At 37.6% G+C, this 15,313-nt stretch carries 15 protein-coding genes; 8 read left to right on the top strand and 7 right to left on the bottom strand.

Translation table 11 applies throughout. The features are described 5' to 3' along the window. The first annotated feature begins 193 nt into the window (after positions 1-193). Both G7Y57_RS09600 and groL read left to right on the top strand, forming a co-directional pair. Positions 194-463, top strand: a complete 270-nt coding sequence (locus tag G7Y57_RS09600; protein WP_165022981.1) for a co-chaperone GroES — start codon at positions 194-196, stop codon at positions 461-463. Between the two features lie 46 nt (positions 464-509). Continuing rightward, positions 510-2,147 (top strand): chaperonin GroEL, encoded by a 1,638-nt coding sequence (gene groL, locus G7Y57_RS09595; RefSeq protein WP_165022978.1) that lies wholly within the window; start codon positions 510-512, stop codon positions 2,145-2,147. 104 nt (positions 2,148-2,251) lie between these two features. Here groL and G7Y57_RS09590 read toward each other — a convergent pair whose 3' ends face one another. The 5 genes from G7Y57_RS09590 to uvrB form a co-directional block, all read right to left on the bottom strand. After that, positions 2,252-3,184, bottom strand: a complete 933-nt coding sequence (locus tag G7Y57_RS09590; RefSeq protein WP_165022975.1) for a SecDF P1 head subdomain-containing protein — start codon at positions 3,182-3,184, stop codon at positions 2,252-2,254. Next, a complete protein-coding gene (locus G7Y57_RS09585; protein WP_255491396.1) occupies positions 3,184-3,552 on the bottom strand; it encodes a hypothetical protein in 369 nt (122 codons plus the stop codon). The genes G7Y57_RS09590 and G7Y57_RS09585 overlap by 1 nt, the downstream gene beginning before the upstream one ends. Before the next feature lie 122 nt (positions 3,553-3,674). Then, the gene (locus tag G7Y57_RS09580; RefSeq protein WP_255491395.1) at positions 3,675-4,235 is read right to left on the bottom strand and encodes an RNA polymerase sigma factor; all 561 of its coding nucleotides are present in this window, start codon (positions 4,233-4,235) and stop codon (positions 3,675-3,677) included. Continuing rightward, a complete protein-coding gene (locus G7Y57_RS17970) occupies positions 4,232-4,543 on the bottom strand; it encodes a DUF6249 domain-containing protein (RefSeq protein ID WP_317167533.1) in 312 nt (103 codons plus the stop codon). Before G7Y57_RS17970 ends, G7Y57_RS09580 begins: the two co-directional genes overlap by 4 nt. Before the next feature lie 169 nt (positions 4,544-4,712). Beyond that, positions 4,713-6,728 (bottom strand): excinuclease ABC subunit UvrB, encoded by a 2,016-nt coding sequence (uvrB, locus tag G7Y57_RS09570; protein WP_165022972.1) that lies wholly within the window; start codon positions 6,726-6,728, stop codon positions 4,713-4,715. A 287-nt stretch (positions 6,729-7,015) separates the two neighbouring features. Between uvrB and G7Y57_RS09565 the strand changes: the two genes are divergently transcribed. The 6 genes from G7Y57_RS09565 (at position 7,016) to G7Y57_RS09540 (ending at position 11,913) form a co-directional block, all read left to right on the top strand. Further along, entirely contained in the window at positions 7,016-7,747 is a 732-nt protein-coding gene (locus G7Y57_RS09565; protein WP_165022969.1) for a lysophospholipid acyltransferase family protein, read from the top strand. Between the two features lie 64 nt (positions 7,748-7,811). Next, positions 7,812-9,566 (top strand): LysM peptidoglycan-binding domain-containing protein, encoded by a 1,755-nt coding sequence (locus G7Y57_RS09560; RefSeq protein WP_165022966.1) that lies wholly within the window; start codon positions 7,812-7,814, stop codon positions 9,564-9,566. Further along, positions 9,563-10,243, top strand: coding sequence for a porin family protein (locus tag G7Y57_RS09555; RefSeq protein WP_165022962.1), 681 nt, complete (start codon positions 9,563-9,565; stop codon positions 10,241-10,243). Before G7Y57_RS09560 ends, G7Y57_RS09555 begins: the two co-directional genes overlap by 4 nt. 4 nt (positions 10,244-10,247) lie before the next feature. Then, positions 10,248-10,931: a class I SAM-dependent methyltransferase gene (locus G7Y57_RS09550; protein ID WP_165022959.1), complete on the top strand. Its 684-nt coding sequence runs from the start codon at positions 10,248-10,250 to the stop codon at positions 10,929-10,931. Positions 10,932-11,033: 102 nt separating this feature from the next. After that, entirely contained in the window at positions 11,034-11,597 is a 564-nt protein-coding gene (locus G7Y57_RS09545) for a cob(I)yrinic acid a,c-diamide adenosyltransferase (protein WP_165022956.1), read from the top strand. 94 nt (positions 11,598-11,691) lie between these two features. Continuing rightward, positions 11,692-11,913, top strand: coding sequence for a DUF2795 domain-containing protein (locus G7Y57_RS09540; protein WP_165022953.1), 222 nt, complete (start codon positions 11,692-11,694; stop codon positions 11,911-11,913). A gap of 80 nt (positions 11,914-11,993) precedes the next feature. Here G7Y57_RS09540 and G7Y57_RS09535 read toward each other — a convergent pair whose 3' ends face one another. Together G7Y57_RS09535 and G7Y57_RS09530 are read right to left on the bottom strand one after the other, a co-directional pair. Continuing rightward, entirely contained in the window at positions 11,994-13,181 is a 1,188-nt protein-coding gene (locus G7Y57_RS09535) for an aminopeptidase C (protein WP_165022950.1), read from the bottom strand. A 35-nt stretch (positions 13,182-13,216) separates the two neighbouring features. Further along, on the bottom strand, positions 13,217-15,280 hold the full coding sequence (locus tag G7Y57_RS09530) for an HD family phosphohydrolase (RefSeq protein WP_165022947.1): 2,064 nt from the start codon (positions 15,278-15,280) through the stop codon (positions 13,217-13,219). Between the last annotated feature and the right edge of the window lie 33 nt (positions 15,281-15,313).

Below are 15,313 nucleotides of genomic sequence, written 5' to 3'. Positions count from 1 at the left end.
TATACGCTATTATTTAATTATCTTTAGCCTCATTTTATTGGGCTGTCACTATAAAAAGACAGACTGTCACATTGTTTTGCATCTGATATGCATTTTTGTCAGAATTAATGTTTGGCACGTATTTCGCTAATGCTTTTGTGAAAATAATTTATCAATATATAAAAATAATAACCTATAAAAACATTAAAGTATTATGAGTATTAAACCATTAGCAGACAGAGTACTTGTTAAACCTGCTGCTGCAGAAGAAAAAACTGTTGGCGGTATCATCATTCCTGATACAGCAAAAGAGAAACCATTGAAAGGTGAAGTTGTAGCTGTTGGTAATGGCACAAAGGATGAAGAAATGATTGTAAAACCTAAAGATCAGGTTCTTTACGGCAAATATGCAGGAACTGAAATTGATCTTGATGGCGAAGTTTATCTTATTATGCGTCAATCGGATATTCTTGCAATTATCTAAGAACTGTCTAAAATTAATTTAATAATCTAATAAAAATATAAGAATTATGGCTAAAGAAATTCTATTTAATATAGATGCCCGCGATGAACTTAAAAAGGGTGTTGACGCATTGGCAAACGCAGTGAAAGTAACACTTGGACCTAAAGGTCGCAATGTAATTATCGAGAAAAAATTCGGAGCTCCTGCTATCACTAAAGATGGTGTATCGGTGGCTAAGGAAATAGAATTAGAATGCCCTTTCCAAAATATGGGTGCTCAATTAGTTAAAGAAGTCGCTTCTAAAACTAATGATGATGCAGGTGATGGAACTACAACTGCTACTGTTCTTGCACAATCGATTATAAGTGTAGGTCTTAAAAATGTAACAGCAGGTGCTAACCCAATGGAATTGAAACGCGGTATTGACAAAGCAGTTGCCAAAGTTGTAGAGAGTCTTAAAGCTCAATCTGTAGCTATCGGCGATGATCTTGGCAAAATCGAAAACGTTGCTAAAATATCATCTAATGGTGATGAGACTATCGGTAAACTGATTGCAGAAGCTATGGGTAAAGTAAACACTGAAGGTGTTATCACTGTAGAAGAAGCTAAAGGTACTGAAACTTATGTTGACGTAGTAGAAGGTATGCAATTCGACAGAGGGTATATCTCTCCATATTTTGTGACTGACACAGAAAAAATGGAAGCTGACCTTGAGAATCCTTATATCTTGATTTATGACAAGAAGATTTCAGTATTGAAAGATATTCTTCCAATTCTTGAAGCTGCTCTTAAATCGGGTCGTGCATTACTTATCATTGCCGAAGATATCGATTCTGAAGCATTAACTACATTGGTAGTAAACCGTTTGCGTGCAGGCTTGAAAATAGCTGCTGTAAAAGCTCCGGGATTTGGCGACCGTCGTAAAGAAATGTTGGAAGACATTGCTATCCTTACAGGTGGTATCGTAATCTCAGAAGAAAAAGGTATCAAACTAGAGGCTGCAACTATCGATATGCTTGGTACTGCTGACAAAGTAACTATCAACAAAGATGCTACTACGATTGTAAATGGTGCAGGCGATAAAGCTGCAATTGCTAATCGTGTAGGTCAAATCAAAACTCAAATAGAGAAAACAACTTCTGACTACGATCGTGAAAAACTTCAAGAGCGTCTGGCTAAATTGTCGGGTGGTGTTGCTGTTCTTTACGTTGGTGCTGCTTCTGAAGTGGAAATGAAAGAGAAGAAAGATCGTGTAGACGATGCTCTATCTGCTACTCGCGCTGCCATCGAAGAAGGAACTGTTCCTGGTGGTGGTACAGCATATATCCGTGCTATCGAAGTGCTTGAAAACCTTAAGGGTGCAAGTGATGACGAGACTACAGGTATCGAAATAGTAAAACGCGCTATCGAAGAACCTCTTCGCCAAATTGTAGCTAACTCTGCAAAAGAAGGTGCTGTAGTGGTACAAAAAGTACGTGAAGGTAAAGGTGACTTCGGTTACAATGCTCGTACAGATGTATATGAGAACCTGAATGCTGCGGGTGTTATTGACCCTACTAAGGTGACTCGTGTAGCTTTAGAGAATGCTGCTTCAATTGCAGGTATGTTCTTAACTACAGAGTGTATCATCGCAGATAAGAAAGAAGACAACTCAATGCCCCCTATGCCTCCTATGGGTGGCGGTGGAATGGGCGGTATGATGTAATAAACATCAATCTGCTGCATTGCAGTTTAAGATAAAATAAAAGCCGGTAAAGAATCCTTTACCGGCTTTTATGTATTTTGATATATGGTTGTTTCGTATTTAATTTAAAACCATTTTTCTTTTTTACGTTCAACATAATCTACAGATGCAATTTTTGCTTGGCTTGCTATAACACCTCCGTTGAGTAATGCGCGAAAGACTGCTATCTGATTGTGATCGAAAGCTCCTGAAATGCTAAGTGATCCCCCTTCAATTTTACTGCTAACGGTGGGAGCCGATAGAACAAAATCATCAACCGTGATTGCTAGAGGCTGTCCAATATTAAGTTCTGTAAGAGTTTCAAATTTTCTCGCACCAGCCTCGTTCAGTGAGATTGATAAGGCTGCCCCGGGATATCCGGAATCTGAATTTTCAATTTTACTCGATTTATGAGTTCTATTTAAGTCGATACTTCCCGAAGAGTTTTTCACAATATAGAGGTTGGCTCTTTTTTCATAAGCCATTCCCCATTTGAAAACGATATTATCGGGTAAAATAGATTTTATATTAAGAACTTCTATAATGCTATCCACATGGTGGATGTTAAATACAGAAACATCGGTCAATATAGCTGTGTGCATATAGCCGAGTCTGAAATCAACACGAGTGTAATTGTAATAACTTAACAATGAATCGATACATTTCGAATTGGCTGCATTCTGCAATCTAATCAGATCTTCTAGTTGGCATATCTCACTAATATTCATTCGCCCATGAGCAAGGAGCATTTCAGCACTTAAATAAGGAAGTCCCGGTATTTCAATATGGAATACCGAATCTGACTCGTTGTAACTGACAGTGGGCGTGATTGCACCATCCAGGTGGCGAAGTCGCTCTTGCAATATCGACGTGATCTGTTGAGGCGTTTCGTTGTTGAGAGCCATGTCGCTGAACCTGCAATCTATAATTGTTCCTCCGATTTCAGCAACGGTTTTTGGCTTTTGATTACACGAATAAATGAAAGGTAGTAGTAAAATAAGTAGTAAGGTCTGTTTCATTAATTTTCTTTTATGTGTTTCTTGGATTGTCGTCGGTCGTCGATGCTGGTTATTGTCCAATACATTGCGCAGATGGAAGATACCAGTATTACGGGTATATAAAAAGACGTGGATGACAGACCCTCCATTCCGGCAGAAGAGTATATTCCAAAACCAATAACAGCAATGATTGCATACATGATGCCGAATACAGTGAACATATTGCTTAGTACAGGTCGAGATTGAGTTGCTTTCTTTCTCGACAATGCTTTTTCTGTATTGATTTGCTGCATGATCCTAAACTTCAAATTGTCGCTGGCTTTTATCTTTGTTCCGGATAAAAGTGCTTTTAATTTATCGTCTTGCATGTTTATATTGTTTTCATTCATGTCCGTTGTATTGAATATCGTGAGATGTTTAAAATGCTATACTTCTTGCTAATTGTAACATCCTTTGAGTATTGTGATTGCTAAAGTAATAAATAAGTACGTTGTTTAAAAGTTTTATTCAACTATATTTCTCCTTGCCGTACCATTTGATTTATTGTTTCCCCAAGCCGTTTTCGTGCCCGATGGAGTTTTACTTTTACATTTGCTTCGGTCAGACCTGTTATCTTTACAATATCTTTCACCGAATTTTCATCAAGATAATACAGAGTAAGGAGGAGGCTCTCATCATTGGGCAGTGTATCCATTGCTTTACTCAAACTGGCTTTCCGTTCTTTTTCTTCAATTTGCTCAATTGTATCCCAATCAGAATATGAATTGTCAGTTTCCATTTGCATGTAATCGACAAATTCGGTATTGAAATTCGTGCCCTTTATCTCGCTGATTGCTGTATTGTAGACGATACGGTAGAACCATGTAGAGAATTTGCTGTCGGAACGGAATGTATGTAAATTATGAAAAGCTTTAACAAAGGCATTTTGCACTATATCTTCTGCATCCTGTTTGTTTCCACAGACACGATAAGCAATGGTTATAGCCATATCCTGATAGGTATCTACAAAATGACCGAAGGCGGACGTATCCCCCTTCAGTATTCTTTGTATTTGTAGCTTTTCGTTTATCATTCAATATCAGAGTCGATTTCTTTGTTATTCTTGGTAGCAAAGTAAAAAAGTACGTAGGCTATTCCAAGGAAAAATAATACTGACGATCCGATAATTAAAGCTTCAGCTTCTTCGGTATAAGTCGCACATTGTGTAACTACAAATCCGATGATCAAACCTAGAGCAACCCCAATACATAAAAATCCATTACGGAGCGCTCTGTATTTGTTGGGTGTCGGCTTAGGCGCATTTTGTGGAACAATACCTTGTTTTATTAATTCCATGCGTTCCCTGTATCTTGCTCGAATACTTATCAATCCTAAATACATGCCGAGGCTAACTGGTAGTCCAACTGCACATATGATTGCAATGATAGGAACTAATTCTCCTAAAATATCTGCCATAATGTTTCAATTTTATTGTTAATAATCTGTTTCTGCAAATATGACTATACTCAGTTCTATTTGGTTACAGATTTTTGAAAGTTTTTTTAGAATATTATTTTTTGCTCTTCAATAAATCTTCCAAACGGATTATCTGGTCACGATATTGAGCAGCTTCTAAGAATTCGAGTTTTTTTGCTGCAAGCTTCATCTGGTTTTTCAATTGGGTAATCAACTTCTTCAGATCGCTCGCATCCAGATATTGTACTTTGTCTTCAGCAGCTATTGTCAGTGTTTGAACTTCGGCGTATGGTCTTACTTCGCCCTCTTTTCCATCTCTTTTGGCAAATGCTGATACCCTTGATCGTGTAATCTGTTGGGGTGTTATACCATGTTCTTCATTATATGCCATCTGAACTTCGCGTCGTCGATTTGTTTCGTCAATAGTTTTTTGCATACTATCGGTTATTCTATCTGCATAAAATATAACACGTCCGTTGACATTACGTGCAGCACGCCCGACAGTCTGAGTTAGTGAGCGGTGCGAACGCAGGAATCCTTCTTTATCTGCATCCAGAATAGCAACCAGTGATACTTCGGGCAAATCGAGACCTTCTCGTAGCAGGTTGACTCCTACCAATACATCAAACTCTCCGGCACGTAGTCCGTCCATAATCGTAACCCTATCGAGGGTATCAACATCGGAATGTATATAGCTGCATTTTATACTACTATCATTTAGGAAGTTGGTCAATTCTTCGGCCATTCTTTTGGTCAGGGTTGTAACCAGAGTTCGTTCATTCCTTTCTATTCTTAGCTGTATTTCTTCCATCAAATCGTCAATCTGATTTAGGCTCGGACGAACGTCGATAGGAGGGTCAAGCAGTCCTGTCGGGCGTATTAGCTGTTCTACAACTACACCTTCACTTTTTATAAGTTCATAATCGGCAGGAGTTGCACTTACATATATCGTTTGAGGAACGAGGGCGTCGAACTCTTCAAATTTCAGTGGACGGTTATCCAGCGCCGATGGCAGCCGAAAGCCATATTCTACAAGATTTTCTTTACGGGAGTGGTCTCCTCCGTACATGGCGCGCACTTGAGGTATCGTTACATGACTTTCGTCGATCACCAATAAAAAATCTTTAGGAAAGAAATCAAGCAAACAGAAAGGTCGTGTTCCGGCTTTACGGTTATCAAAATAGCGTGAGTAGTTTTCTATGCCTGAACAATGCCCCATTTCACGAATCATTTCTAAGTCATAGGTTACTCGTTCATACAGGCGTTTAGCTTCTAAGGGCTGACCTATTGAATTGAAGTATTCGACCTGATGACCAAGGTCTATAGCAATCTCGTCTATAGCTCTGTGTATGCGTTCTTTGGTAGTTATAAATAAGTTTGCAGGATAGAATATATACTCGTCGAAGCGTTCTATACGTGCTCCATTGTCGGGATCGAAACTCTCGATACTCTCTATTTCGTCTCCCCAAAATACAACACGAACCATTGCTGTACCATAAGCCAGAAAGATGTCGACAGTATCGCCTTTGACCCTAAAATTTCCTGCTTCGGGTTGATGCTCGTTTCTTGAGTAAAGGGCATCGACTAACGAACGCAGAAAATTATCGCGTCCGATTTTCTTACCGACACTTATCTGTATGGTCGAATTCTCGAAGTCTTCAGGGTTACCCATTCCATAAAGGCATGATACTGACGATACAACTATTATGTCGCGTCTTCCCGAGAGAAGAGATGTGGTCGTTGCAAGACGTAACTTCTCTATTTCATCGTTTACCGATAAGTCTTTTTCTATATATGTATTAGTAGAAGGAATGTATGCCTCGGGCTGATAATAATCATAGTAAGACACGAAATATTCTACTGCATTTTCGGGAAAAAATGTTTTAAATTCACTATATAGTTGAGCTGCTAAAGTTTTGTTGTGACACAGAACGAGAGTAGGTCGTTTTACTTCTTTAATTACATTTGCTACGGTGAAGGTTTTGCCCGAACCGGTTACACCTAGAAGTGTTTGTGCTGATATGCCCTGTTCAAGTCCTTCTACAAGGGCCGATATTGCTGTGGGTTGATCACCGGTTGGCTTGTAATCAGATATTAATTTAAAGTCCATTTTTGTAATTGCTTTCTATATGTACAAAGATAGTAAGAATAAGAGCCTTAGTTGTACCTAGAGTTAAATAAAATATTTTGTTATTCTTTTATAACAATCTATGGTTAAACTAGTTTTAAGTATAAAGATAGTAGTGTTTTTTTGGATAATAATATATGAGATATTTCTTTGAGTGAATTTAACACATTGTGGGCTATATATTCCGTCTATTTCTGAAAATAATGCCTCATAGTCTAAACATTTTGATAAAAGATGTATTTTTGTATAACAAACTGAATGTTTCTAGCATGAGGAAGATAATTATCTTTTTATATCAATTATTTATTTTTGCGCCTATTTTTCTGTTGGCGACTATTGTTACCGCAGTTACAGTAATGCTGGGTTGTATGCTAGGTGATCCTAAATTCTGGGGTAATCATCCTCCGCGCTATTGGTCGAAACTTGCTTGCAGGCTGGCCCTTTGTCGGATAAAGGTGACTGGTCTTGAAAAACTGGATAAAAATCAATCGTATGTATTTGTACCTAATCATCAAAGTGCATTCGATATTTTTCTTATCTATGGATATATAGGAAAGGATATAAAATGGGTGCAAAAGAAAGAACTTCGTAAAATTCCTTTTGTAGGGAAGGCTTCAGAGATTGCGGGACATGTTTTTGTAGATCAGTCGAGTCTGGTGTCGATGAAAGAAACAATTATTAATGCTCAGGTTCAATTAGGAGAAGATGTTTCAATGACTATATTTCCAGAGGGTGCAAGGACATATACGGGGCACATGGGACGTTTTAAACGTGGGGCGTTTGTAATTGCCAAAGAAATGAAATTGCCTGTAGTTCCTGTTACTGTTAATGGTCCTTTTGATGTAATGAAGATACATACTTACCTATTTAACCCGGGTAGGCTTGAATTAATAATCCACGAGCCGATTCGGACTGTAGGCCTGACAGATGAGGGTATCCCTGAGTTAGTGAACAGAAGCCGTGAAATAGTACACTCTGCTCTTTGGGATAAGTATAAATAATAAATACTAAGAAACAGTCTATTTTTTTTAGTACTTTTGTGTTTCGTACTAACAAATTTTTAGCATGAAATTAAGAAGCATATTTTTATCTCTGATATTTATAGCCGGCGTAACAAATGGACTATCGGCGAAGCTTACATACACAGAACCCAGTCTTATAGATCATTCTATAACTGGTATTCAGCAAGATTATCAAACTCATATCGTAGCTAAAGGCGAGACTGCATATTCCATAGCTTCGGCATACAATACGACCGTGCAGGAGATATATCGCCTGAATCCGAAGGCTGAAAAGGGTATAAAAGCAGGAGATAAACTTTTGATACCTAAAGCTAAAGAAGTAGTAAGTGGTTATAAGAACCATACTATACAATCGCAAGAAACACTTTATGGTATCTCTCGTCAATATACAATAACCATTGAAGATCTCGTTGCAGCCAATCCTGGCTTGAATGAGAGTACATTTAAAGCAGGTAAAACAATACTGATACCACTTTATGATAAATTGGTAAAATCGGGATTCGCTAATCCAAATATTGAACACAAGGTTGAGAAAGGCGAGACATTGTACAGTATTAGTAAGGCTTATGATGTATCTATAGAAACCTTGTTCAATAGCAATCCGTCATTGAGTGATAAAGGATTGAAAGAGGGATCGATGCTTTCTATTCCCAGAAAACAAGTAACACCTCTTCCTGTTGCTGTTAAGGATGTTGCCGCTACAAGTACAATAGTCAACCATAAAGATAATGTGGTGCGCATAGGGATCTTACTCCCATTTCTTGAAGAAGGCGGAAGTATTCAGAAAGAGAAAATAATAGAATATTATGAGGGATTTCTTTTAGCAGTAAAAGAGCTAAAGGAAAAAGGACTGAATGCTGAAATATATACATTTGATATCGGTTCCGAAAAGAACACAAAGCGCTTGGAAAGTATACTTGGTACTACCGAAGCAAATAGTTTAAGCTTAATTATCGGCGGAATATCAAAACAGCAAATAGAGGTTCTGTCTAAATTTGCTAAAAAGAAAGAGATTAAATATATAATACCTTTTGGTTCTGCCGGCTCAGAAGTTGATTCAAACCCATTTTTATATCAGGCTACTAACTCTCATTCAAATCTATATTCGGATATTTCAGAGGCTTTCATTAGCCGATTTAGAGACTACAATGTCATCTTTGTGTCGGAGGCAGGATCGGATAATAATAAATCAGATTTTGTAAGTGTACTGAAGAAGGAATTGGCAAAAGCAAATATATCGTATGAAACAACAGCTAGTTCAGCCAGTTTAATCACTGATCTGGAAAAAGTATTGGCCGTTTCGAAGAAGAATATACTGATCCCGACCTCATCGTCAGAAATGACTCTAAGGAGGTTAATGCCTGCTCTCAAATCTATTCCGGAGGGAACATCAATGACTCTTTTCGGATATCCTGAATGGCAAACTTACTCTTCGTATACGGAAAATTTTCATAATTACAATGCATATATTTACAGTATATTCTATCTTAATGAGCAGCAGGAATCAGCGCAAAATTTTATAGAGCAATACAAGAAATGGTATACAAAGAGTCTTATAAACTCTTATCCTAAATACGGTTACCTAGGATACGATTCGGGGCTTTACTTCCTTACGGCACTAAACAGGTATGGGAATAATTTTGAATCTGGAATATCGTCTCTAAGGGTGCCAACACTTCAGTTGGCGATGCATTTTAGCAAAGTAAATGCTCGTGGCGGATATATCAATAATGGTTTATACTTCGTTCATTATAAAACGGACTCGAGTATCGAAAAAATTGATTGCAGTAATAAATGATGAGAAAAATAGTACTAAGTTTAATTTTGGCTTGCCTGTATACGCTGAATATTAGTGGACAAGAGAAGTTTAAACCCGAATGGAATGTGGGTATAGGATTTGGTCCTACATTTTCGGCTGTTGATTTCGATCCTTCTGTCAGTACTAAAAATCTCAATCAATTTCACGGTGGAGTTTCAGTAAGATATATTACCGAAAATCATCTGGGGGTAATTGCCGAGTTAAATTACATACAACAAGGATGGGCTGAAAGTTTTAAAGAGCAACCTGAATTTTCTCATTCGCATCAATTGAATTATATCGAATTACCACTCCTTACTCATATATATTTTGGAAACAAGATTCGATATTTTATTAATCTGGGACCTAAAATAGCTTACTTGATCAGTGATAGTGAGAAAATGAATGATGCTTTTGCCGACTATCTGGCTAGTGGTGAAGTCAGTGCGACTAGCCCTACATATCAGTATTTTCGTAAGGCAGAGAAAAAGCTGGACTATGGACTTATGGCTGGTATGGGACTTGAGTTCAGAACCGGTATAGGCAATTTCAGTTTAGAAGGCAGATATAGCTTCGGATTTGGAGATATTTATAACAATAGAAAATCAGATTATTTTAATCGTTCGGCAAATAGAGTTATTTCAGCCAAGTTAACCTACTACGTTAAACTATTCTAATCCTATGCCCCGTATATACCGACTATCCCGAACAGGGTTAAAGTTATTATATAAAATACGCCATCATCGAGGACATGGTATTCATTCGCCATTTGTATTTAATCTCATAAATAAGGTTATAGAAGAGAAAACACCTTATCATGCTTACGAAGATATACAGGCTTATTTGGATAGTGTTCCGAATATTGATTATTCTCAAAGGAAATACAATCTATTATCTTTTAGATTAGTCAATTATTTTGAGGCAAAGCAAATACTCGAAATAGGGTCGGGGACAGGTGTCAATACGATATACTTAACTGCACCATCCAGCAAAATAGATTGCAATTGCGCTGAGTTGTCGGTGAAAAAAATAGCGAGGGCGCAAAGAATATATAAAGAATGGGGTCGAAAGATCAATTTGAATACCCATGGGTTGCCGGTCTTAGATAAAAAGCAAGATTGTATTTTTATCGATCTGAATAATTATAATAAATTGAATAGTAATCTGGTAAATTATATTTTACCACTCATTCATGAAGGAACGTTTATTATTGTGAAAGATATCCGAACAAATAAGCGCCATCAAATGTTATGGAAGAGTATTATGGATATGGAATCGCGGACTGCTGTACTAGATCTATTCAATATAGGAATTGTATTCTTCGACCGTAAACTTTATCGCTGGAATTATCAGATTAGTTTTTAAGGTAATATATAATACTTTTCTATATTTTGATAATGCGATCTGAGAGGTATTAGAAAAGAATGCAGTGTTGACATTCCAACTTTACTTAATTAATAATCAACAATGAAAAAAAGCCTAGTATACACTAAAACAGGAGATAAGGGCAAGACGTCTCTTGTGGGTGGCAAGCGTGTAGCCAAAGCCCATATAAGATTGGAGGCTTATGGTACTATCGATGAGTTGAATTCTTTTACGGGTTCTCTTATCTGTCAGATAGAGGATGAAGGAGACTTAAAAATACTTTCTTATATCCAACATAAATTATTCACAGTAGGTTCTTATCTTGCTACCGAAACGGAAGCAATTTCGCCGAAGGCTGCAAGCATCATAATCGATAAAGATATTGCTTTGCTTGAAAATGAAATGGATAGAATGGATAGTGAGTTACCTCCCCTCCGTCAGTTCGTTTTGCCGGGTGGAAGTGAAGCTGCTGCTCGAGCACATATCTGTCGTACTGTATGCCGAAGAGCCGAACGCTGTATTTATAGAGTGAAAGAGGAATTTCCTGTAGATGACAATATTATGACATTTGTTAACAGGCTTTCCGATTACTTTTTTCTCTTATCAAGAAAGGAATGTAACAAGAATGGTAAGGAGATATTCTGGAATCAGGAAATTATCCAATAATTAATCCATTTTAATGCTACATATATCAAATAATATTTTATTTTTGCGAAAAGTAAAATAATTAATAAAATAATAATCAATAAAATAACAAACTATGTACTGGACCCTTGAATTAGCTTCAAAACTAGAAGATGCTCCATGGCCTGCAACCAAAGAAGAGCTGATTGATTACGCACAGCGCTCGGGAGCGCCTATGGAAGTAATAGAAAATCTGCAAGAGATAGAAGATGAGGATGAGATTTTCGATACAATCGAAGATATCTGGCCTGACTATCCAAGTAAAGAGGACTTCTTCTTTAACGAAGACGAGTATTAACTTTATCTTCATAGTATTGGAAAAAAATAAAAGCACAAGTCTAATAGGCTTGTGCTTTCGTTTATTCTGAATAGTATAGCTTATTTAAAGCCTAATTTCTTTGCTATATCTTTTGGTAAAGCATCTTTGTGAATTACCATGCTTATAGTTTTATATTTTACAAAAGCATCAGAAGCATACCAGATTCCCTTGTATTTTCCGGCGTCACCCCATGAGTTCTTCACCATATAATATTTTGTTCCATTTTGATCTTTGGCAATACCGTATATTTGCATGCCGTGGTCATCGGTTGTTTCATAGTTATCGTATGCAATTTGGCGCATTTCTTGTGTGATTACTTTCTCTTTCAGCGGAGAAAGGTCGACTTTAGCTTTTAATTGATTGGTTCTTTCACCAACCGATAGTCCTAACCAATGTGCTTGATCCGAACCTGCATTTTCTGTAGCAGCCTCGTCCGGGATTACAGCAATACCATTACGGGTGAATCCTATTTCGCTTACATCCGACGCCCAAGCCACGGTGTAACCATTTTCTAGCGCATTATCAAAAACCTGCATCAATTCATCTATCGGTAGGTTGTAAGATAAAGACCAGCGCCAGTTGTCAGGAACTTCTATTGGGAATGAAGTGTAGAAAGGATGATGAGTAAATGATGTAAGTGATATGTAATCGTTAGAATCTAAATCTAGGGATTTAGCAAAAGACTGTGGAGTGTACGTTTTTCCACTGTAATCGAACTGGGTAGGAACTACCCCGAAGTAAGCATCCAGCACACCATTAAATCCGGCAAACCAAGCTGTTGATAATTTTTTATTCTTATTTGCTGTTACTGCTTTCACATATCCTGTTAATATCGCCTCTACCTCGCTGTGTTTGTGACTGTCTTCACCATAGTTAAGCCCTTTGTAAACATCGTTAGGCATAACTCCGTACTCGTTGATAGTTTCTATTGCATCCGAAAATGCACCACCTTGAGCGAAATTAAGTGAACCGTTCAGGCGCACATATTTCTGTGCTTTATCTGCATAATTGCGTCTTACGATATACATTTCCGACAAATCGTGCTCTCCTTTGCCTTTACGGATAAGTTCAGATTCGATGAAACCTAGTGCGGAAAAACACCAGCAAGTACCACTGCTACCTTGATTTTTGATTGAAGTAATCGGGTTCTCTTTTACAATCGAAAATTGATACCCTGAGGCAGTTTCCTGTGCCCATGCACTCCATGCCATCAATAGAGATAGGGACAGCACAAACAATTTTTTCATAGTTTTTTTCTCTTAAAGTGTTATATAAATAGTTATTATTTTTTCAATTCGGGATAACTAATACGGGTGTGGTATATTGTTATCAGTTTTTCGCAAAAGACTTCTTTTGCATCCTCTATATCTTTGAATGTAATAGGAGCATTCTTAAACAGGCCATCACTTACTTGCATATCTATTAATCGATTTACTAGGTCGGTAATTGATTCGGGACTGTACTCTTTTAAACTTCGGGATGCGGCCTCTATTGTGTCCGCCATCATTAGCAAAGCAGTCTCTCTAGTGAAAGGGTTTGGTCCCGGATATGTAAAATCGGCTATGTCTACTATTTGGTCAGGATGACTGTTCACATATGAGTTATAGAAGAACTTAGCTTTCCCTTTACCATGATGAGTTTGTATGAAATCGATTATTTGCTGAGGTAAGTTATGTTTTTTCGCTATACGAACACCTTCTTCAACATGTCCGATAATGATATGTGCACTTTCCTTCTCGGTTAACCCGGCATGAGGATCCATACCCTGCGATTGGTTTTCTGTGAAGAATGCTGCATTAGTCATTTTACCTATATCATGGTATAAAGCTCCTGTGCGAACCAATGCTGCATTGGCTCCAATACGATGAGCTGCCGACACCACAAGGTTAGAGACTTGCATGGAGTGCTGGAACGTCCCTGGTGCCACTTCAGATAGTTCTTGAAGTAATGGCCTGTTTGTATTGGAAAGTTCTATCATGCTCACCTCAGAGATGAATCCGAATGTCCTCTCGAAAACATAAACTAATAAGTAGGCAAACGAAACAAATACGAAGTTGATACAGAAATAAACATATATCCACTTATTTTCTTTAATCAGAGTGAAGTCGCCTTCTGTAGCTAAAATCCATCCGGTATAAGAAACCATGTAGGTCAAGAGTATAAATAAAGAACAATATACCAACTGAGAACGTTCTGAAAGGTTTCTTAAACTGAATATACACATATAGCCCACTAGTAGTTGCAAGAATACAAACTGGGCGATTTGAGCAATAGGCATCATCAAGGCGCAGATAAGCACTGTTATTACATGAGCTGTCATTGCCGTTCGTGAATCTATAAATGTACGAAGCAAGATCGTTGGTATGGCAAACGGAATGATGTAAAGCAGGCTCGACATTTTATGATCGACCATAAATCCCGTTATGATTGGAAATATAATTACCATCAAAAGGATGAAAATTATACTTTTACGCTTATTGTACTCTGCTATTCTGTAGAATTTGAGATAGACCATCAACGTCATCATCAGAAGCGAAATCATAATAAGTTCGCCAACGATGAGCCATCCGGGTTTCGCTTTAGTGCCGACCTTACTTTCCACTTCACGGCTGTACGAGTCAAGAATATCTTTGAGACGGGAATCTACTATTTCTCCTCTGTCTATAATTTTTTCGCCTAGCTGCACCTCACCTTCATATAGAGCGATTTGCTTGAGCAGTTCCTGTTTTACTTTTGTTGACGTGTTCTCGTCATATATTACATTTACTGCCAGATAGTCGTTTAGGTTCAGCGATTTGAGATTTGTCGGATTTATGAAAGATGGAGCATCACTGAATATTTTCTCATAAGCTAATTTGGGCGTATAAAATGATGCGATATGCCGTGCCGCATAAATATGATTTTCATTGCTGATGAGCAATTGTTTTTTGTTAAGAAGCTGTACCTTATCATAATCTTCTGCTGATATAATACCTGCCTTATATACTTCTTGTAGTTTTCTGTTTATATAGTTTATATATTCGCTCGAAACGCTTTTAGCTCTGGCATCCTGATCGAATAGCGATATTGTCTTTTTCATAACATCCGGATCCATAGAGTAGTAAGGCTGATAAGATTCCATTATGCTATCTTTCTCGCCTTGTACCTGACTCTCCGATTTGTGGATATTAAAGTTGAAAGGAGCTGTAAGCAGTCCATATTGCCACGGTCTGTTTTCAGCATAGGAGTATTTGTATTTACCCTCGCGAGGTAAGAAATACATAATGACTAAAATCGCTATAATGAAAAGTCCCGGGGTAGGTATATTTATATTTATCTTCCCTTTTATTTTATTTATCAGATCCATAATGATATGGTTTTAAGCACAAATTTACAAGTT

Source organism: Dysgonomonas sp. ZJ279 (genome assembly GCF_011039205.1).
Classification (GTDB): domain Bacteria; phylum Bacteroidota; class Bacteroidia; order Bacteroidales; family Dysgonomonadaceae; genus Dysgonomonas.
This window is presented reverse-complemented; position numbering and strand designations above follow the sequence as displayed.

Coding starts and splice junctions, on each gene's coding strand:
- G7Y57_RS09600 (WP_165022981.1), top strand. CDS start 194: ATGAGTATTAAACCATTAGCAGACAGAGTACTTGTTAAACCTGCTGCT.
- groL (WP_165022978.1), top strand. CDS start 510: ATGGCTAAAGAAATTCTATTTAATATAGATGCCCGCGATGAACTTAAA.
- G7Y57_RS09590 (WP_165022975.1), bottom strand. CDS start 3,184: ATGAAACAGACCTTACTACTTATTTTACTACTACCTTTCATTTATTCG.
- G7Y57_RS09585 (WP_255491396.1), bottom strand. CDS start 3,552: ATGAATGAAAACAATATAAACATGCAAGACGATAAATTAAAAGCACTT.
- G7Y57_RS09580 (WP_255491395.1), bottom strand. CDS start 4,235: ATGATAAACGAAAAGCTACAAATACAAAGAATACTGAAGGGGGATACG.
- G7Y57_RS17970 (WP_317167533.1), bottom strand. CDS start 4,543: ATGTATTTAGGATTGATAAGTATTCGAGCAAGATACAGGGAACGCATG.
- uvrB (WP_165022972.1), bottom strand. CDS start 6,728: ATGGACTTTAAATTAATATCTGATTACAAGCCAACCGGTGATCAACCC.
- G7Y57_RS09565 (WP_165022969.1), top strand. CDS start 7,016: ATGAGGAAGATAATTATCTTTTTATATCAATTATTTATTTTTGCGCCT.
- G7Y57_RS09560 (WP_165022966.1), top strand. CDS start 7,812: ATGAAATTAAGAAGCATATTTTTATCTCTGATATTTATAGCCGGCGTA.
- G7Y57_RS09555 (WP_165022962.1), top strand. CDS start 9,563: ATGATGAGAAAAATAGTACTAAGTTTAATTTTGGCTTGCCTGTATACG.
- G7Y57_RS09550 (WP_165022959.1), top strand. CDS start 10,248: ATGCCCCGTATATACCGACTATCCCGAACAGGGTTAAAGTTATTATAT.
- G7Y57_RS09545 (WP_165022956.1), top strand. CDS start 11,034: ATGAAAAAAAGCCTAGTATACACTAAAACAGGAGATAAGGGCAAGACG.
- G7Y57_RS09540 (WP_165022953.1), top strand. CDS start 11,692: ATGTACTGGACCCTTGAATTAGCTTCAAAACTAGAAGATGCTCCATGG.
- G7Y57_RS09535 (WP_165022950.1), bottom strand. CDS start 13,181: ATGAAAAAATTGTTTGTGCTGTCCCTATCTCTATTGATGGCATGGAGT.
- G7Y57_RS09530 (WP_165022947.1), bottom strand. CDS start 15,280: ATGGATCTGATAAATAAAATAAAAGGGAAGATAAATATAAATATACCT.